The following is an 18577-nucleotide window of genomic DNA, read 5'->3' as shown; positions in this document are numbered from 1 at the left end:
CATGACGGACAACGTCACCATCATCAAGCTGACCGCCGCCGAGACCGCCGCGAAGATCGCTTCCGGTGAGCTCACGGCCGTGCAGGTCACCGAGGCCCACCTGGCCCGGATCGAGGCCGTCGACGAGAAGGTGCACGCCTTCCTGCACGTCGACCGCGAGGGCGCGCTCGCGCAGGCCCGCGCCGTCGACGAGAAGCGGGAGCGGGGCGAGAAGCTCGGCCCGCTCGCCGGCGTCCCGCTCGCGCTGAAGGACATCTTCACCACCGAGGGCATCCCGACGACCGTCGGCTCGAAGATCCTGGAGGGGTGGATCCCGCCGTACGACGCCACCCTCACCAAGCGTCTCAAGGCCGCCGACGTCGTCATCCTCGGCAAGACCAACATGGACGAGTTCGCCATGGGGTCCTCCACCGAGAACAGCGCCTACGGGCCGACCGGCAACCCCTGGGACCTCACCCGGATCCCCGGCGGCTCCGGCGGCGGCTCCTCCGCCGCGCTGGCCGCGCACATGGCCCCCCTCGCCATCGGCACCGACACCGGCGGCTCCATCCGCCAGCCGGCCGCCGTCACCGGCACGGTCGGCGTCAAGCCCACGTACGGAGCGGTCTCCCGCTACGGCATGGTCGCCTTCTCCAGCTCCCTCGACCAGGGCGGCCCCTGCGCCCGTACGGTCCTGGACGCGGCGCTGCTGCACGAGGTCATCGCCGGGCACGACCCGCTGGACTCCACGTCGATCGACGCGCCCGTCCCGCCGGTCGTCGAGGCCGCCCGCAACGGCAGCGTCGCCGGTCTGCGCGTCGGTGTCGTCAAGCAGTTCCGCGGCGAGGGCTACCAGGCCGGTGTCATCCAGCGCTTCGACGAGTCGGTCGCCCTCCTCAAGGAGCTGGGCGCCGAGATCGTCGAGCTGGACTGCCCGTCCTTCGACCTGGCGCTCTCCGCGTACTACCTGATCGCGCCCTCCGAGTGCTCCTCCAACCTCGCCCGCTTCGACGGCCTGCGCTACGGCCGGCGGACCGGCGACGACGGCACGCACTCCGCCGAGGAGGTCACCTCGCTGACCCGCGCGGAGGGCTTCGGCCCCGAGGTCAAGCGCCGGATCATGCTCGGCACGTACGCCCTGTCGAGCGGCTACTACGACGCCTACTACGGCAGCGCCCAGAAGGTCCGCACGCTCATCACGCGCGACTTCGAGAAGGCGTTCGAGCAGGTCGATGTGATCGTCTCCCCGACGACCCCGACCACCGCCTTCCCGATCGGCGAGCGCGCCGACGACCCGATGGCGATGTACCTGGCCGACCTGTGCACCATCCCGACCAACCTGGCGGGCAACGCGGCCATGTCGCTGCCGTGCGGTCTCGCCCCGGAGGACAACCTCCCGGTCGGGCTGCAGATCATCGCCCCGGCCCTGAAGGACGACCGGCTCTACAAGGTCGGCGCCGCCGTCGAGGCAGCCTTCGTGGAAAGGTGGGGGCACCCGCTCCTGGAGGAGGCACCGTCGCTGTGAGCAAGCTGACCAAGGCGAAGGACTTCAAGAAGTCCAAGTCCGGCACGTATCTGTCCATCGCCACCACGGCCTTCGGCGCCATCGGTGTCGCCAAGCGGCTCAAGAAGGCGCGCGCCGAGAGCGACACGCTGGTCCTGATCGACGCGACCGTGGCCGCCGTCGCCGTCGTCACCGGCCTCGCCGTCCTGTACCGCGAGCTGAAGCGGCTGGGCGACGACGACGTCCTGCTGGGCTGAGAGGGAAGTTACACCGTGACCATCACGACCGACCTGGTGTCGTACGAGGACGCACTCGCGTCGTACGACCCCGTCATGGGCCTTGAGGTCCATGTCGAACTCGGCACCAAGACCAAGATGTTCTGCGGCTGCTCGACCGAGCTCGGCCAGGACGCCAACACGCAGACCTGCCCCACCTGCCTCGGCCTGCCCGGCGCGCTCCCGGTCGTCAACGCGATCGGCATCGAGTCGGCCATCAAGATCGGCCTCGCGCTGAACTGCGAGATCGCCGAGTGGTGCCGATTCGCCCGGAAGAACTACTTCTATCCGGACATGCCGAAGAACTTCCAGACCTCCCAGTACGACGAGCCGATCGCCTTCAACGGCTACCTCGACGTGCAGCTGGAGGACGGCGAGACCTTCCGTGTGGAGATCGAGCGCGCCCACATGGAGGAGGACACCGGCAAGTCGACCCACGTGGGCGGCGCGACGGGCCGTATCCACGGCGCCTCGCACTCGCTCCTGGACTACAACCGCGCCGGTATCCCGCTCATCGAGATCGTCACCAAGCCGATCGAGGGCGCGGGCGAGCGGGCCCCCGAGGTCGCGCGGGCCTACGTCCGCGAGCTGCGCGAGGTCATCAAGGCGCTCGGTGTCTCGGAAGCCCGCATGGAGATGGGGCAGATGCGCTGCGACGTGAACCTGTCGCTGCGCCCGCACGGCCGCGAGAAGTTCGGCACGCGGTCCGAGACGAAGAACGTCAACTCGCTCAGGTCCGTGGAGCGCGCGGCCCGCTTCGAGATCCAGCGGCACGCCGCGGTCCTCTCCTCCGGCGGGACGATCGTCCAGGAGACCCGGCACTTCCACGAGGACACGGGGTCCACGACCTCGGGCCGCGTGAAGGAGGAGGCCGAGGACTACCGGTACTTCCCCGAGCCGGACCTCGTTCCGGTGGCCCCCTCGCGCGAGTGGGTCGAGGAGATCCGGGCCGCGCTGCCCGAGCTGCCGCTGGTGCGCCGCAACCGGCTCGTCGCGGAGTGGGGCATCACGGCCCTGGACATGCAGGCGATCCTCAACGCCGGCGCCCTGGACCTGATCGTCGCCACGATCGACGCGGGCGCCGACGCGGCCTCCGCCCGCAAGTGGTGGATGGGCGAACTCGCCCGCAGCGCCAACGAGTCCGGCAAGGCGCTCGACGAACTGGCCATCACCCCGGCGCAGGTCGCCCGGGTCACCGAGCTGGTCTCGAAGGGTGACCTGAACGACAAGCTGGCCCGCCAGGTCATCGAAGGCGTCCTCGCGGGCGAAGGCACCCCGGACGAGGTCGTCGACAAGCGCGGTCTGAAGGTCGTCTCCGACGAGGGTGCCCTCGGCACCGCTGTCGACGAGGCCATCGCCGGCAACCCGGGCATCGCCGACAAGATCCGCTCCGGGAAGGTCGCCGCGGCCGGCGCCCTGGTCGGCGCGGTCATGAAGGCCACCCGCGGTCAGGCCGACGCGGCCCGCGTCAAGGAACTGATCCTGGAGAAGCTGGGCGTCAGCGAGGGCTGAGCCGGAGCACCGCGTACGGCCCCGGAGGACTTCTCCTCCGGGGCCGTACGGCTACCTACTTACGGCGTCCTGCAAGCCGTACGAAACCCAGCGAGCGGCCCTCGTCGACCCGGACCATCTCGCCGACCTCGCGGGCCATCGTGCGATGGAACTCCTGAGGGCTCTCCTCGGCGATCACCTCGCACCACAGCAGCCAGTCCCGCCAGCCGTCCGGCTGCCAGTCGGCCGTCTCCACCTCGACGGCTCCGCTGCGGGTCCAGTGCCGCCGCCACCAGTCGGCGGTGTGGAAGCACCAGAAGTCGGGCTCCCACCACTGCTTGAGGTGCTCCGGCGGCTCGATGCCGTCCGGCTCCTCCCGCAGCGCCGGCACCACGACACCGATCCGCCCGCCCGGCTTCAACAGCCGGGTCAGCGTGGGCAGATAGAGGTCGTTCGTGCCGAAGTACTGGTAGGCGTCGATGCTCACGATCGCGTCGAAGCTGCCCTCGGCGAACGGCAGGTCGTGCGCCTCGGCGTGCACGGGCAGCACCCGGTCGGCGAAACCTGCCTCGGCGATGCGCTTCGCGTTGTCGTCCGGCTTGACCCACAGGTCGGCCGCGGTGACCTGGACGTCGTACTCCCTGGCCAGGAAGACCGAGGTCATCGCCCGGCCGCAGCCCAGGTCGAGCACCCGGGCGCAGGGGCGCAGGGTGTCCAGGCCCAGGGCGGGCGCGAGCCACTCCAGCAGCCACAGCGCGTTCGGGCCCATCTGGTTCTCGATGACCCAGCGGACGTCGTAGCTGTTGCTGCGGGGGTAGCGGTCCTGTGTCAGCCGCCGGATGAGGTCCTCATTCGAGGTCTGCGAGGTCCTCGGGGTGATGTCGTCTGGCATCGGTGAACGGGCTCCTTGAGTCCTGAGAGACGGAAAGGGATACGGCGGAGCTCGGTCGGACGCTCAAACAACGCACCTGCTTCAGTCGGGGGCCGTCGGAGGCCCGGCATTCTCAGCGGAACACGCTACGCTCGCCCGCCATGAACGGTCCTGCGAATTTCGAACCGTCCGACATACGGGAGGACTACGACGACCAGGCCCTGGACGCCCGGCGGGCCCGCTGGACGGCCTCCGGCACCGGCGCCCTGCTGACCCTGGCCGGTCTGGCCGCGGCGGCGCTCCGCGCGGCCGGCTCCGCCCCCGCGCTCGTGCCGGCCGCCTACGCCTTCGGTGCCGCGGTGTGCGTGCTCGCGACGGTCCTGGGCTCCCGGGGGCGCACCCGCAGAGCGCTGTGGCTGCTGATCGTCGGGGTCATGGTGATGGCGCTGGGCGACCAGTTCGACTGAGGTGACAGAGAGGCCGTTACTGTCCTGTGATCTGTCTCCCACTCTTGTGAATAAGCGCACGATCGCGGTAAACGATCACTTTTGCCTGCAAGAGTGGGCCACGCATTGCTCATGCGTTCTTTGCGGGCCGTTCACCTCATGAACGACTGTTCCCGGTCAAAGATCCACAATTCACCATTCCTGGGAGCACGTTCGTGGCAGCCCTCGCACGCTGGTGTGTCCGACGACGCCTGGTCGTCGTCCTCCTGTGGCTCCTCGCCCTCGGCGGAGTGAGCGCGGGCGCCGCCGTCGCCGGGTCCGCCTACTCGAACGACTACGAGGTCCCCGGCACCGAGTCGGGCCGCGCCACCCAGCTGCTCCAGGACGGCTTCCCGCGACTCGGCGGCGACAGCGACACCGTCGTCTGGCACGTCACCTCCGGCTCGGTCCGGGACGCCGACGTCGAGCAGACGATGACCGCCACCTTGGACAAAGTCGCCGACCTGCCCGGCGTGGCCACCGTGGTCGGCCCGTACGACGACTCGGGCACCGGGCGGATCAGCGCCGACGGACACACCGCGTACGCCACCGTGACCTTCGACCACTCCGCCGAGGAGATCGACGCCGCCGAGGCGAAGGCCCTGGTGGACACCGCCAAGGACGCCGAGGCCGACGGGCTCCAGGTGGAGCTGGGCGGCAGTGCCGTCGCCCTCACCGAGTCCTCCGGCAGCCATGTCGCCGAGATCGTCGGCGTGCTCGTGGCCGCCGTCGTGCTGTTCCTGGCCTTCGGCTCGCTCGCCGCCTCCCTGCTGCCCATCGCGACCGCCCTGGTGAGCGTCGGCACCGCGTACGCCGGGATCGTGCTGCTCGGGCACGCCATGACCGTCGCCGACTTCGCGCCCATGCTCGGCATGCTGATCGGGCTCGGCGTCGGCATCGACTACGCGCTCTTCATCGTCACCAGACACCGGCGCGGCCTGAAACGCGGGCTGAGCGTCGCCGAGTCCGTCGAGAACGCCGTCAGCACCACGGGGCGTGCCGTCGTCTTCGCGGGTGCCACGGTTTGCATCGCCCTGCTAGGGATGCTGATCCTCAGGCTCGGCTTCCTCAACGGCGTCGCGATCGCCGCCTCGCTGACCGTCGTCCTCACCGTCGCCGCGTCCGTGACCCTGCTGCCCGCCCTGCTCTCCCTCATCGGCATGCGCGCCCTGAGCCGGCGCGAGCGGCGCCGGCTCACCGAGCACGGGCCCCAGCCCGAACTGCCGACCGGGTTCGCCCACCGCTGGTCCGCGTTCGTCGAACGGCACCCCAAACTGCTCGGCGCGATCGCCCTGCTGGTCATCACCGTCCTCGCCCTGCCCACCCTGGGCCTGCGCCTGGGCACCTCCGACCAGGGCAACGACCCGCGGTCCTCGACCACCCGGCAGGCCTACGACCTGCTCGCGGAGGGCTTCGGCCCCGGCGTCAACGGCCCGCTGACGCTGGTGACCCCCGTCGACGGCGCCGAGGACAAGCTCCTCCTCGACAACCTCGACGCCACCCTGCGCACCACCGAGGGCATCGCCTCCACCACCCCGGTGACCTACGACACCGTCGGCGACCTCGCCTACTTCACGATCGTCCCCGAGTCCGCCCCGCAGTCCCAGCAGACCAGTGACCTGGTGGACCGGCTGCGCACCGAGGTGCTGCCGCGCGCCGAGACCGGCACCACGCTCGACATCCACGTGGGCGGGATGACCGCCTCCTACGACGATTTCGCGGACGTCATCGTCGGCAAGCTGCCCCTGTTCGTCGGCGTCGTCATCGGCCTGGGCTGTCTGCTGCTCCTGCTCGCCTTCCGCTCCGTAGGCATCCCGCTGAAGGCCGCCGCGATGAACGTGGCCGCCGTCGCCGCCGCCTTCGGAGTGGTCGTGGCGATCTTCCAGTGGGGCTGGGGGAGCGAGCTGCTGGGGCTGGGCCGCGCCGGCCCCATCGAACCCTTCCTGCCCGTGATCATGGTCTCGGTCCTCTTCGGGCTCTCCATGGACTACCAGGTCTTCCTGGTCAGCCGGATGTACGAGGAATGGCTGGAGACCGGCGACAACCGCCGGGCCGTCCGCGTCGGACTCGCCGAGACCAGCCGGGTGATCAACTCCGCGGCGGTCATCATGATCTCCGTCTTCCTCGCCTTCGTCCTCAGCGGCGACCGCGTGATCGCCATGTTCGGCATCGCCCTCGCCGCCGCCGTGGCCCTCGACGCCTTCGTCCTGCGCACGCTCCTCGTTCCCGCCCTCATGCACCTCCTGGGCGGCGCCAACTGGTGGCTGCCGGGCTGGCTGGACCGCCGGATGCCCCGCATCAGCATCGAGCCGCCGGAGTGCCGCGCCGCCCATGAAGGGCTGGACGAGGTCGTGGCGGAGCTGGAGAAGGAGCGGGACGGGGACGTACGCGACATCACCGGGTGACGACGGGGCGCGACTCCCCGGATCGAAGGGGGCGCCGCCACCGAAACACGGCCGGCACCGACGTCGCCCGTCGCCCGGGAACGACCCGCGACGGAGCCCGCCGTGCGGCGCACCCCTATGGTGGCGTACGGCACGACCTCGAGGTGTGGTCGATTCTCGCCCCCGAGTGGCGTGAGGCACACGCGCGTGCAGCCCGGAACGATCATTAAGAAACCTCTCAGACAGGATCCGTACGGTGCCCGACATGGGAACGAAGACAGCTGACGAAACCGGTGCCGAGACGGGCGCCGAGGCCACGACCGACGAGCAGAAGGTGAGCGTCGCCAAGACCGACGAGGTGACGGAGGCCGAGGACACCACGGCCGAGGACACCACCGCGGACGAGACCGCCGCCGACGACATCGACGACGAGGACGAGCTGCCCGAGGCCGCCCGGGAGGAGGGCCCCACCGGCGTCGGCCAGGGCGCGGGCGCCGTCGTCTCCGCCGCGCTCGGCCTGGTCTCGCTCACCGGCAGCTGGGTCGGCACCGTGGCCGCCGCCCGCGAGACCCTCGTCGGCCAGCTGCAGACCTCGTCCACCGCGAGCGTCGCCAAGCAGGTCAAGGAGGTCTACGGCGACGCCTGGCAGACCACCGCGCTGTGGGGCGGCGTCTTCGCGCTGTTCGCCCTGGTCGTCGGGGTCGGTGTGCTGGCCCGGCCCGCCTTCGGTGCCCCCGGCAAGCCGCAGGCCGTGTGGATCAAGTCCGTCGCCTGGGGCGGTGTCGCACTCGGGGTCGTCGGCCTGCTCCTGGCCGTCCTCAAGTACACCGGCGTCCTGCTGGACCTGCCCTCCACGAGCTGAACAACCGCAGGTCATGAGGGGTCTTAGGGCATCCGTAGGTACCTTACGGAGCTCCTGAGGCCCCTCCCTCGCGTCTAAGGCCCCAGCGGCCCCCGAAGATGCGGAACTCTCCCGATGTGGCCGACCCCCCTCGGAGACGAAGGTGGAGGCATCGCAGAAAGCGAAGCCCGAAACCGACTCCGACAAGGACGACGCCATGTATGCCGAGTACGAGATCTCCCGGTACCGCTCCGCCGAACTCCTCCGCCAGGCCGAGCACGAGCGGCTCGTCCGCGAGACCCTGCGCGGCCGCCGCGCCGCCCGTCGCGAAGCCGCCGCACGCATCGCGGAGGGGGACACCTCCCAGGCTCTGGACCCCGAGGGTGAGGCACATACCGGCCGCCCCCGGCGGCACCGGTTCCTCCGCCCGGCGTGAGCGCCGGCAGGGAGGACGGCCGTACGGCCCGGCCCGTCCCCGCGGTCACCACCGCGGCCGTCCTCCCGGCAACCAGGGGCAGTTGGGGAACCCGCCCCGCCCCGAAAACGAGTGCCGCGCTGTCGGACCCGCGTGCCATGCTCGGCCCTGTGGAGACCAGGTCCGTCAGTCCCGTGTTCGTCGGCCGCGCCGAAGAGCTGAACAGCCTGAACGAAGCGCTCGCCCGCGCCGCCGCGGGCGAGCCGCAGGCGTTGCTGCTCGGCGGCGAGGCCGGGGTCGGCAAGACCCGGCTCGTCGAGGAGTTCGCCACCGCCGCCTGCCGGCAGGGCGCGGTCGTCGCCCTCGGCGGCTGCGTGGAGATCGGCGCCGACGGACTGCCCTTCGCACCCTTCTCCACCGCCCTGCGCGCCCTGCGCCGCGCCCTGCCCGACGAACTGGCCGCCGCGGCCGCGGGCCAGGAGGAGGAACTGGCCAGGCTGCTGCCCGAGGTCGGCGAGACGATCCCCGCCCGCGGCACCGGACGCCACGACGAGGAGAGCCTGGCCCGCCTGTTCGAACTCACCGCCCGCCTCCTGGAACGCGTCGCCGCCGAGCGCACCGTCGTCGTCGCCCTGGAGGACCTCCACTGGGCCGACGCCTCCACCCGCCACCTCCTGGCCTACCTCTTCCGCACCCTGCGCACCGGCCGCCTGGTCGTCCTCGCGACCTACCGCGCCGACGACATCCACCGCCGCCACCCCTTGCGCCCCCTGCTCGCCGAACTCGACCGCCTGCGCACGGTCCGCCGCATCGAACTCGGCCGCTTCAACCGGGACGAGGTCAGCCGCCAGATAGCCGGGATCCTCGCCAGCGAACCGAACCCCGCCCAGGTCGACGAGATCTTCGAACGCTCCGACGGCAACGCCTTCTTCGTCGAGGAACTCGCGGTCTGCGCCACCGAGGGCTGCGGCACCGGCCTCACCGACTCGCTGCGCGACTTGCTCCTGGTCCGCGTCGAGGGGCTGCCCGAGAGCACCCAGCGGGTCGCCCGGGTCGCTGCCGAGGGCGGTTCCACCGTGGAGTACCGGCTGCTCGCCGCCGTCACCCGGCTCGCCGAGGACGACCTCATCGAGGCGCTGCGGGTCGCGGTGAACGCCAACATCCTCCTTCCGGCACCCGACGGGGACGGCTACCGCTTCCGGCACTCCCTGGTCCGCGAGGCCGTAGCCGACGACCTGCTGCCCGGCGAACGCTCCCGCCTCAACCGGCGCTACGCCGAAGCCCTGGAGGCCGACCCCACGCTCGTCCCCGCCGACGAACGGGTCATGCGCCTGGCCAGCTACTGGTACCACGCCCACGACGCCGCGAAGGCGCTGCCCGCCGTCCTGGACGCCTCCGTCACCGCCCGCCGCCGGCACGCCTACGCCGAACAACTCCGGCTCCTGGAACGCGCGATGGAGCTGTGGGACACCACCCCCGAGGACGTCAGGGACGCCCTGCGCCCCGTCGACTACACCGAGGTCTACCCGCCCTGCGGCTGCGACCCGGCGACCACCCCGCTGCGCTACCTCGACCTGATGGCCGAGGCCGCCGTCGCCGGTCGCCTGGGCGGCGAACGCGAGCGCGCCCTGAAGATCACCAAGCGGGCGCTGCACCTCCTGGAGGACGACGGGGACCCCCTGCGCGCGGCCTGGTTCTGGGTCCAGCGCTCCCATCTCGTCCAGGGGCTGGCCCGCGGCGACGGCTGGGCCGAACTGGCCACCGCCGAGGACCTGGTCCGCGGCCTGCCGCCGTCCGAGGTGCACGCCGAGGTGCTGTCCACCGTCGCCAACTGGTCCCATGTGCACGTCCCCGGTCCCGAGGCCTTCTCGGCCGCCGAACGCGCGGTGGAGTACGCCCGCATGGTCGGCGCCAGCGAGATCGAGATGAACGCCCGGCTCACCCTCGCCGGTCTGGTGGTGGAGTCCGGCAGCGTCCAGGCCGGCCTCGACGAGATGTTCGACGTCCTGCGGCGGACCCTCGACGACGGCATCCCCAGCGTCGCCAGCCGCGCCTACGTCAACCTGCCCTCCTCCCTCGAAAGCATCGGCCGTTCCCGCGAAGCGGTGGAGGTCCTGCAGGAAGGGCTGACCCACGCACGACGCCACGGCCTGTCCGACAAGGAGGCCTGGATCTGGGGGAACCTCGCCGAGTCCCTCTACTCCCTGGGCCACTGGGACCGGGCCGCGGAAGCCGCCTCCCAGGCCGAGCGGGTCGGCCAGAGCGCCAAGCCCCGCGGCTTCCACGCCGTGAACCGGGCCGCCCTCTCGCTCGCCCGCGGCGAGCTGACCGAAGCCGCACGTCAAGTGTCCGCCGCGCGCGGCTACTTCGGCTCCCACGACCAGGCCCCCCAACATGAACTGCCCCTCGCCGACATCACCATCGGAGTCGCCGCCGGCGAAGGCCGCCTCCTGGACGCCCGCGCCGAACTCGAACGCGTCCTGGACTCCGGCTTCCCACCCGGCACCCAGCGCTACGCCTGGCCCCTGCTGCTCACCGCCGCCACCATGGAGGCCGACAGCCTCGGCCTGCCCGTCGCCGAACAGGGCCGCACGAAGATCCTCGACCGCATCCGGGAGGCCGCCAGGCCCCTCGCCACCAACGCGCCCGTCTGGCTGGCCCACGAACGCCGGCTGCGCGCCGAACTGCTGCGCGCCGAGCGCGCCGACACCTCGGACCACTGGTACGAGGCCCTCACCGCCTTCGAGCCCCTGGAACGCCCCTACGACCTCGCTCGCGTCCGCCACCGGCTCGCCCAGGCCCTGCTGTCCGCACCCGGCGGCGCCGAACAGCCCGAGCGCGACCGGGCCACCGAGCTCCTGCGCCTCGCCCATGCCGCCGCCGCGCACCTGGGCGCCCGGCCACTTGCCGACGCGGTCACGCTGCTCGCCCAGCGCGCCCGTCTGTCCCTGACCGCGGTCCCGGCGCTGGACCGGGCCGACCCGGTCCGCTCCCTCGGCCTCACCGGCCGCGAACGCGACGTCCTGCGCCTGGTCACCCTCGGCCGCACCAACCGCCAGATCGCGGAGGAGCTCTTCATCTCCCCGAAGACGGCGAGCGTCCATGTGTCCAACATCCTCGCCAAGCTGGGCGTCTCCGGACGGGGAGAAGCGGCGGCGGTGGCGCACCGGCTGGCACTGTTCCCGGTGGAGGCTCTCCACGTGCCGATCACAGAGTGAGGCGTACGGTGTAGGAGACCGGCAGGGGAGGCTGCATGTTCAACATGTTCGAGGAACTGTTCGCACCCGGCCGCAAGCACACCCACGACGAGCAGAAGCGGCTGGAGCTGACGCGCGAGGACGTCGGCGACGGCGACCCCGGACGCGGACCGATAGATCTCACGTCCGGGAAGGTCGTCGTCCGCCGCCCCAAGCCGGACGAGGACTCGCACGACGGCCCGGGCGAGGACGTGGACGTGGACGTGGACGAGCGTCCGGCTAGCTGACCTGTATCTCCAGGATCTTGTCGTCCCCCGCCTTGGGGCTGCCGCGGCCGTCGGTGTTGCTGGTGACGAGCCACAGCTTGTCCCCGACGGCGGAGACGACCGTGCGCAGCCGGCCGTACTCACCCTTCAGGAACGACTGCGGGTCGGCCGAGGCCGCCGTGCCCTTCAACGGGATGCGCCACAGGCGCTGGCCCTTCAGACCGGCCATCCAGACGGAGCCCTCGGCGTAGGCGACACCGCTGGGGGAGGCGTCGTCGGTGTGCCACTGCGCTATCGGGTTGTGGAACTGCTTGTCGTCGGACCTGCCCTCGGCCGTGGGCCAGCCGTAGTTGTCGCCCGGCTTGATCGCGTTCAGCTCGTCCCAGGTGTTCTGGCCGAACTCCGAGGCGAACAGCCGCTGTTTGGCGTCCCAGGCGAGGCCCTGCACATTGCGGTGGCCGTACGAATACACGGGGGAGCCGGGGAACGGGTTGCCCGGGGCCGGGTCGCCCTCCGGGGTCAGGCGCAGGATCTTGCCGCCGAGCGACTTGCGGTCCTGGGACAGGCCGGTGTTGCCGCTCTCACCCGTGCCCGCGTACAGCATGCCGTCCGGGCCGAACGCGATCCGGCCGCCGTTGTGGATGAAGCCCTTCGGGATGCCCTTGAAGACGGTGTCGGGGGCGCCCAGCTGCTCGCCGGACGCCTTCTGCTCGTCGTAGACCATCCTGACGAGGCGGTTGTCCGAGTCGGAGGTGAAGTAGGCGTAGACCATGTGGTCCGAGGCGTAGTCCGGGGACAGGGCGATGCCGAGGAGGCCGCCCTCGCCGGCCGCGGAGACCCCGGACACCCGGCCGAGCTCCGTCTTCTTGCCCGACTGTCCGTCGACCCGGGTGATCGTGCCCTCGTCCCGGGACGAGACGAGCAGGTCGCCGTCCGGGAGCGGGGCGAGGCCCCACGGGGTCTTGAGTCCCTCGGCGACCGTGCGCACCACTTTCACCGAGCCCTTCGCCGGCGGGGTCGCCTCCGCGGCCTGCTCGGTGGGCGAGGACCCCGAGCCCGAACCGCTCGACGCGGCGCTGTTCGCGCCGTCCGGCGAGCCGCCGCCCCCTCCTCCGCCGTCGGAGGAGCAGCCGGCCGTCAGCAGGAGCGTGGTCGCGGCCAGCACGGCCGTCACAACTCGACGATGCACGATCATGGTCCCTTCGAAGCGGCGAGTCCTACCTGTCATACACCGCTCGCCCCTCCCAGGTTCCCGATCTCCCTGACCCGATGCGCCCACCGGTTCCCGCGAGCGGTGGGAGGGGGATGCGGGTGGTGGGTGCGGTGGCCGGGTCCGCTAGTCCCACGATCCCTGCGCCGGTGGCAGTGTCGCCACCTCCGTGAGGTCCCGGTCGGTCAGGCGCAGGGTCGCCGCCCCCGCGTTCTCCGTTGCCCAGCGCTCCTGCTTGGTGCCCGGCACGGGGACCACGTGACCGCCCTGGGCCAGGACCCACGCCAGTGCCACCTGGGCCGGGGTGACCGACTCTCCGTGGCGGGCCGCTATGCGGCGCAGACCGGAGACGATCGGCTGGTTCGCGGCCATCATCTCGGCGGTGAAGCGGGGGTGGCGGGCGCGGACGTCGTCCGGTTCGAAGCCCTCGCCCGGGGTCAGGGTGCCGGTCAGGAAGCCGTTGCCGAGGGGCATCGCCGCGAGGAAGCCGATCCCGCGCGCCGCGCACCACGGCACCAGCGTCTCCAGGGCCTCCGGCGACCACACCGACAGCTCCGCCTCCACCGCGCTCACCGGGAAGACCTGCTGGACCCGTCGCAACTGGCGGACCGTCGCGTCGTACAGCCTGGTTCCGGAGCGGCGACCGCCCCGCACCCCCATCGCGCACAGCCCCAACGACCGTACTTTTCCCGCCTGTACGAGCTCCGCCATCGCGCCCCAGGTCTCCTCGACCGGGACCTCGGGGTCCTCGCGGTGCAGCTGGTAGAGGTCGATCACATCCGTCTGGAGCCGCCGCAGCGACGCGTCGCAGGCTCTTCTCACGTAGCCGGGGCGGCCGTTGGCCACGATGTGCTGCTCGCCCACCAGCAGGCCGACCTTGGTGGACACGAACGCTTCCTGGCGCCGCTCCTTCAACACCCGCCCCAGCAGCAGCTCGTTGGTGAACGGGCCGTACATGTCGGCCGTGTCCAGCAGCGTCGAGCCCAGATCGAGTGCTCGGTGCACGGCCCTGACCGACTCGTCACCCCGCTGCCGCGAACCGCTGTAGGCCCAGCTCATCGGCATGCATCCGAGTCCGACGGCTCCCACCGCGAGCGCCGCCGCGCCGATCGTCCTGCGCTCCACCTGCTCGTGACCCTCCCTCTTCCGGCCCCCAACCTAACCTCTGGGCCGCGGGACGCCTGACATAGCCTCCTGGCATGACTGCTGACGTGTGGCTCCCCATCCCGCCGGACGAGATCGCAGGGCTCCCCGAAGGGCCCCACTACCTCTTCTGGGACGGGGGTGACGACGGTGAGCAGGACTTCCCGGGAGATCCCGCGAACTGCGCCGTCTACGTCGTGCCCTACATGAAGCGGCAGCCGGTGAAGGTCCGGCCCCTGCCGTACATGACCAACCTCCGGCTCGTGCAGACGCTCACGGCCGGTGTCGACGACGTACTGGCCCGGCTGTCCGACATCGTGCCGGGCGTGCCGCTGTGCAACGCGCGCGGTGTGCACGAGGCCAGCACCGCCGAGCTGGCGCTCACCCTGACCCTCGCCTCGCTGCGCGGCATCCCCGAGTTCGTCCGCGCCCAGCAACAGCAGTCCTGGCAGGGCGCGTTCCGGCCCGCGCTCGCCGACAAGAACGTCCTCGTCGTCGGCTACGGCTCGATCGGCACCGCCATCGAGGACCGGCTCGTGCCGTTCGAGGTGGCGCGGGTGGCGCGCGTCGCGCGCTCCGCGCGCACCACGGAGCGCGGCCCCGTGCATCCGCTCGCCGAACTGCCCGCCCTGCTCCCCGAGGCGGACGTCGTCATCCTGTCCACGCCCCTCGACGACACCACCCGTCACCTGGTCGACGCCCAGTTCCTTGCCCGTATGAAGGACGGCGCGCTCCTCGTGAATGTGGCCCGCGGCGGCGTCGTCGACACCAAGGCGCTGCTCGCCGAGCTGGAGACCGGCCGCATCACCGCGGCCCTCGACGTCACCGACCCCGAGCCGCTGCCCCAGGGGCACCCCTTGTGGCAGGCGCCGGGCGTACTCATCAGTCCCCATGTCGGAGGACCCACGTCCGCGTTCCTGCCGCGCGCCAAGCGCCTGTTGGTGGATCAGTTGAACCGTTATGTGAACCGGGAGCCCTTGCGCAACGTGATCCTTACGACGGGATCAGGCGGCGCGTGACGCGTACGGAACGCGCTGTCGGGGCGGGCGCGCAACAGGCGTGTAATCCGCTTCCGGTACCCTCCGCAACCCTTCGGACGCGGTCCGTGCTCGCATCGCCGCTGGTCGTCACGGAGCGTAGAGGAACTATGTCCCTGAGTGACGAGACTGGTGTATCGTCCCGACAGGGGCTGCGCCGCGCACCGTTCGGCGCCGGGGATGGACATTGCAGACTGTGAGGGGGGCGACGGGCGATGCACGGCCTATGGACCAACGATCCGACGCGGCGGGGCCGCCGGCTCCGACCCTGGCACACAGCCGCGCGCAGACGCGGCCACCACGCCGGTCACGGCGGTCATCACCACCGCAGGCACAGCAGCCGCAGGAGGCATGCGCACCCGGCGCACCCGGACCCCCGGGACCCCGGAGCGGCGCGGACCGGGAGGGCCCGGTGAGCTCGCCCCCGTCTCCCACGACCACCCTCGACGGAGCGCTGCGCGCCCGGCCCGTGAGGGGGGCGCTGCCCTCGCGGCCGCCGACCGCCCGTGGCGGGTCGAGCCTGGTCCACCAACTCCTTCTCGCCCTGGTGTGCGCGGGCTACGCCATCGGTTCCGCGCTCGACTGGGGGTCGCCTGAAGTGGCCCTGGTCATGGGCGACTTCGGGCTGAGTGCCGCGGCGGGCACCGCCGCCGTGTCGTGCTTCGTCCACGCCCGCAACCGTCGGGTCCGCTTTCGACCCGCCTGGCTGCTCTTCGGTATCTCCTCCACGATGGCCTCGCTCGGCAATCTCATCTGGGGGTGGTACGAGGTCGTCCTGGGCCGGGACGTGCCCGATCCCAGCTGCGCCGACCTGTTCTTCCTCTGCTTCGCGCCGCCCGCGATCGTGGGCCTGCTGGTCCTCGCCAAGCGGCCGGTGACGAAGGCGGGCTGGGTCTGCCTCGGCCTGGACGCCTGGCTGATCGGCGGCTCGCTGCTCACGCTCTCGTGGAGCCTCGCCCTCGCCCAGGCGGCGAAGTCCGAGGGGCCGAGCGTCGCGCACACCGCGCTGTCCCTGGCGTACCCGCTGCTGGACATCGCCCTCGTCAGCATGGTCCTGGCACTGCACTTCCGGCGCTCGGCGGTCAACCGCACCGCGGTGAACACCGCGATCGGCGCGCTCGCCCTGACCGTGATGTGCGACGCCCTGTTCACCTCGCCGCTGCTGCACAACAGCTACCGCTCCGGTCAGTTGCTGGACGCCGGCTGGTTCGCCGGCTCCCTGCTCCTCGCCTACGCCCCCTGGGCCGCGCCCCGGAGCGACGGCGACCGGCAGCGCCCCACCGGGCACACGCGCGTGGTGCACGAACACCTGCCCAGGCAGCGGTTCGGGATCCAGCACCACCCGTCCGCGCAGGGAGCGCAGGGCGGTGACCAGGGCCGGTATCCGGCCACCCGGCCCATCACCGGGTCGCTGGCCGCCCTCACCCCGTATCTCGCCGCCGCCGTCTGCACGCTGGGGATCCTCTACAACGTCCTCAACGGCCGCAGCGTGGACCGCGTGGTGCTGCTCACCGGCGGCACCGTCGTGCTCGCCCTCGTGGTGCGCCAGGGCATCATGCTGCTCGACAACATCACCCTCACCCAGGAACTCGCGCAGAAGGAGAACCACTTCCGCTCCCTGGTGCAGGGCTCCAGCGACGTCATCATGATCGCCGCGCCCAACGGCATCCTCCGGTACGTCTCCCCGGCCGCGGCCGGGGTCTACGGCCGCCCCGCCGAGGACCTCGTGGGCACGGAACTGGCCGGGCTCATCCACCCGGAGGACCTGGGCTGCGTGGTGCACGAGGTGCGCCGCTTCCTCGCGGCCAACCCGCTCGAAGAGGCCACCACCCGTATCGAGTGCCGCTTCCGGTCCGGCGACGGCGGCTGGCTCAACGTCGAGTCCACCGTCAACCGTCACCACGGCGGCCTCATCTTCAACAGCCGGGACGTGACCGAAAGAGTGCGCCTCCAGGCGCAGCTCCAGCACAACGCCGAGCACGACCCGCTGACCGACCTGCCCAACCGCGCCCTGTTCACCCGGCGCGTCCACCAGGCCCTGTCCGGCCGCCGTTCCTCCGACCGCGGCACGGCCGTCCTCTTCATCGACCTGGACGGCTTCAAGGCCGTCAACGACACCATCGGGCACCAGGCCGGGGACGAACTGCTCGTCCAGGCCGCCCGCAGACTGCAGGACGCGGTCCGGTACGGCGACACCGCCGCCCGGCTCGGCGGGGACGAGTTCGCCGCGCTGATCGTCGGGGACGGCACCCGCGACCGCACCGCCCGCGAGGGCAACATCCTGGAGCTCGCCGACCGCCTCAGGGTCACGCTGTCGCAGCCGTACCTCATCGACGGCAACGATGTCCGGGTCGCCGCCTCCATCGGCGTCGCCTTCGCCGAGCCCGGCCTCGGAGCGGGCGAGATCCTGCGCAACGCCGACCTCGCGATGTACCGCGCCAAGGCGGGCGGCAAGGGCCGCGTCGAGCTGTACGCGCCCCAGATGCAGCAGGACGTCGTACGCAAGGCGGAGCTGGCCACGCGCCTGCGTGCCGCGCTGCACGACGGCGAGTTCGCCCTGCTGCACCAGCCCGTCGTCTGTCTGGAGGACGGCCGGATCACGTCGGTCTCCGCCCAGGCGCGCTGGCGCTCCTCCCAGGGGGTGCTGTTCACGCCGGCCGAGTTCCTGCGGGTGGCCGAGGACAGCGACAAGACGCAGGAGCTGGGCCGCTGGATCCTGGAGGAGGCCGTGGAGAAGGCCGCCGAGCGGGCCGCGGCCGGGCTCACCGTGCCCGTGGCGGTCCGGATGAGCGCCCAGCGGCTGCTGGACCGCTCGCTGCCCCTGGGCTCCGTCGAGGCGCTGCTCACCCGGCACGGGCTGCCGTCCGGCTCCCTGGTCATCGAGCTCTCCGACGCCGACCCCCGGGTCTCGCTGGACGAGCTGGAGCGCCGGCTGACCGCGATCCGGCGCGTCGGTGTCCGGATCGCCCTGGACGGCTTCGGCAGTGGCTACGCGGCGATCACCGCGCTGCGCAGACTCCCCGTGGACGTGCTCAAGCTCGACCGCAGCCTGGTCGAGGGCGTCGTGGAGTCCGCCAGACTGCACAAGATCACCAGTGGGCTGCTCAGAATCGCCGGAGACCTCGGGCTGCAGTCCGTGGCCGACGGCGTGGACCTTCCCGAACAGGTCGTCGCCCTGCGCGCGATGGGCTGCACCCACGGGCAGGGCATGGCGTTCTCCGGTCCGCTGGACGAGTACCGGCTGCGCAGGGCGCTGGCCTCGGGCCACTATCCGGTGCCGCACGGCCCCGCGGAGCCCGCGTTCGCCGGAGGCGGTACGGGCGTGTACAGCGGAAGCATCACCGCCGTACTCGGTGGTGGGACGACCCTCCGTTCACATAATGAGACTCCCGTCCCACCCACTTGACAGTGAGTGCGTGCCGGGGGGAGGGTCAGTCTCATGCGCACCCGAATTCTCGTACTTGGAAAGCGCGTCGGCT

14 protein-coding genes and 1 pseudogene are annotated in these 18577 nt (G+C 71.5%); 12 read left to right on the top strand and 3 right to left on the bottom strand.

From position 1 onward, the window contains the following. Position 1 precedes the first annotated feature (1 nt). Genes gatA through gatB form a run of 3 tightly spaced genes read left to right on the top strand, consistent with a single transcriptional unit; the run spans position 2 to position 3270 of the window. The gene (gene gatA / locus AQI94_RS39880; RefSeq protein WP_031051294.1) at positions 2-1504 is read left to right on the top strand and encodes an Asp-tRNA(Asn)/Glu-tRNA(Gln) amidotransferase subunit GatA; all 1503 of its coding nucleotides are present in this window, start codon (positions 2-4) and stop codon (positions 1502-1504) included. After that, on the top strand, positions 1501-1740 hold the full coding sequence (locus AQI94_RS39875; protein ID WP_031051298.1) for a hypothetical protein: 240 nt from the start codon (positions 1501-1503) through the stop codon (positions 1738-1740). Before gatA ends, AQI94_RS39875 begins: the two co-directional genes overlap by 4 nt. A gap of 15 nt (positions 1741-1755) precedes the next feature. After that, positions 1756-3270 (top strand): Asp-tRNA(Asn)/Glu-tRNA(Gln) amidotransferase subunit GatB, encoded by a 1515-nt coding sequence (gatB, locus tag AQI94_RS39870; protein ID WP_031051301.1) that lies wholly within the window; start codon positions 1756-1758, stop codon positions 3268-3270. 55 nt (positions 3271-3325) lie between these two features. Here gatB and AQI94_RS39865 read toward each other — a convergent pair whose 3' ends face one another. After that, positions 3326-4141 (bottom strand): SAM-dependent methyltransferase, encoded by an 816-nt coding sequence (locus tag AQI94_RS39865; protein ID WP_031051303.1) that lies wholly within the window; start codon positions 4139-4141, stop codon positions 3326-3328. A gap of 140 nt (positions 4142-4281) precedes the next feature. On the opposite strand from AQI94_RS39865, the gene AQI94_RS39860 reads away from it, so the two are divergent. The 7 genes and pseudogenes from AQI94_RS39860 (at position 4282) to AQI94_RS39835 (ending at position 11729) form a co-directional block, all read left to right on the top strand. Then, positions 4282-4587 (top strand): hypothetical protein, encoded by a 306-nt coding sequence (locus AQI94_RS39860; protein ID WP_062230281.1) that lies wholly within the window; start codon positions 4282-4284, stop codon positions 4585-4587. Positions 4588-4781: 194 nt separating this feature from the next. Further along, complete coding sequence (locus AQI94_RS39855; protein WP_031051335.1) at positions 4782-7010, top strand: MMPL family transporter; 2229 nt, start codon at positions 4782-4784, stop codon at positions 7008-7010. A 44-nt stretch (positions 7011-7054) separates the two neighbouring features. Next, positions 7055-7219 (top strand): annotated as a pseudogene (locus tag AQI94_RS46150) (GNAT family N-acetyltransferase); the annotation flags it as partial. 35 nt (positions 7220-7254) lie between these two features. Continuing rightward, a complete protein-coding gene (locus tag AQI94_RS39850) occupies positions 7255-7851 on the top strand; it encodes a hypothetical protein (RefSeq protein WP_031051333.1) in 597 nt (198 codons plus the stop codon). A 196-nt stretch (positions 7852-8047) separates the two neighbouring features. Then, a complete protein-coding gene (locus AQI94_RS39845; protein WP_031051331.1) occupies positions 8048-8266 on the top strand; it encodes a hypothetical protein in 219 nt (72 codons plus the stop codon). Positions 8267-8403: 137 nt separating this feature from the next. Beyond that, complete coding sequence (locus AQI94_RS39840; RefSeq protein ID WP_062230279.1) at positions 8404-11463, top strand: helix-turn-helix transcriptional regulator; 3060 nt, start codon at positions 8404-8406, stop codon at positions 11461-11463. A 35-nt stretch (positions 11464-11498) separates the two neighbouring features. Next, positions 11499-11729, top strand: a complete 231-nt coding sequence (locus tag AQI94_RS39835) for a DUF6191 domain-containing protein (RefSeq protein ID WP_031047093.1) — start codon at positions 11499-11501, stop codon at positions 11727-11729. On the opposite strand, the gene AQI94_RS39830 is transcribed toward AQI94_RS39835, so the two are convergent. Both AQI94_RS39830 and AQI94_RS39825 read right to left on the bottom strand, forming a co-directional pair. Next, positions 11722-12903: a PQQ-dependent sugar dehydrogenase gene (locus AQI94_RS39830; protein ID WP_031047095.1), complete on the bottom strand. Its 1182-nt coding sequence runs from the start codon at positions 12901-12903 to the stop codon at positions 11722-11724. The genes AQI94_RS39835 and AQI94_RS39830 overlap by 8 nt on opposite strands. A 141-nt stretch (positions 12904-13044) precedes the next feature. Continuing rightward, positions 13045-14043 carry an aldo/keto reductase gene (locus AQI94_RS39825; RefSeq protein WP_031047097.1) on the bottom strand — a complete coding sequence of 333 codons (999 nt, stop codon included), beginning with the start codon at positions 14041-14043 and terminating at the stop codon, positions 13045-13047. A gap of 74 nt (positions 14044-14117) precedes the next feature. On the opposite strand from AQI94_RS39825, the gene AQI94_RS39820 reads away from it, so the two are divergent. Both AQI94_RS39820 and AQI94_RS39815 read left to right on the top strand, forming a co-directional pair. Beyond that, on the top strand, positions 14118-15080 hold the full coding sequence (locus AQI94_RS39820; RefSeq protein ID WP_199814334.1) for a 2-hydroxyacid dehydrogenase: 963 nt from the start codon (positions 14118-14120) through the stop codon (positions 15078-15080). 430 nt (positions 15081-15510) lie between these two features. Further along, complete coding sequence (locus AQI94_RS39815) at positions 15511-18504, top strand: putative bifunctional diguanylate cyclase/phosphodiesterase (protein ID WP_031047103.1); 2994 nt, start codon at positions 15511-15513, stop codon at positions 18502-18504. Positions 18505-18577: the final 73 nt, after the last annotated feature.

It is taken from the genome of Streptomyces pseudovenezuelae, from assembly GCF_001513955.1.
Lineage (GTDB): Bacteria > Actinomycetota > Actinomycetes > Streptomycetales > Streptomycetaceae > Streptomyces > Streptomyces pseudovenezuelae.
The sequence above is the reverse complement of the archived record's forward strand: the minus strand, read 5'-3'. Positions and strand labels throughout refer to the sequence as shown.

Bases quoted from the DNA above. Each gene is read 5' to 3' on its own strand.
- gatA (WP_031051294.1), top strand. From the start codon at position 2: ATGACGGACAACGTCACCATCATCAAGCTGACCGCCGCCGAGACCGCC.
- AQI94_RS39865 (WP_031051303.1), bottom strand. From the start codon at position 4,141: ATGCCAGACGACATCACCCCGAGGACCTCGCAGACCTCGAATGAGGAC.
- AQI94_RS39860 (WP_062230281.1), top strand. From the start codon at position 4,282: ATGAACGGTCCTGCGAATTTCGAACCGTCCGACATACGGGAGGACTAC.
- AQI94_RS39850 (WP_031051333.1), top strand. From the start codon at position 7,255: ATGGGAACGAAGACAGCTGACGAAACCGGTGCCGAGACGGGCGCCGAG.
- AQI94_RS39845 (WP_031051331.1), top strand. From the start codon at position 8,048: ATGTATGCCGAGTACGAGATCTCCCGGTACCGCTCCGCCGAACTCCTC.
- AQI94_RS39840 (WP_062230279.1), top strand. From the start codon at position 8,404: ATGCTCGGCCCTGTGGAGACCAGGTCCGTCAGTCCCGTGTTCGTCGGC.
- AQI94_RS39835 (WP_031047093.1), top strand. From the start codon at position 11,499: ATGTTCAACATGTTCGAGGAACTGTTCGCACCCGGCCGCAAGCACACC.
- AQI94_RS39830 (WP_031047095.1), bottom strand. From the start codon at position 12,903: ATGATCGTGCATCGTCGAGTTGTGACGGCCGTGCTGGCCGCGACCACG.
- AQI94_RS39820 (WP_199814334.1), top strand. From the start codon at position 14,118: ATGACTGCTGACGTGTGGCTCCCCATCCCGCCGGACGAGATCGCAGGG.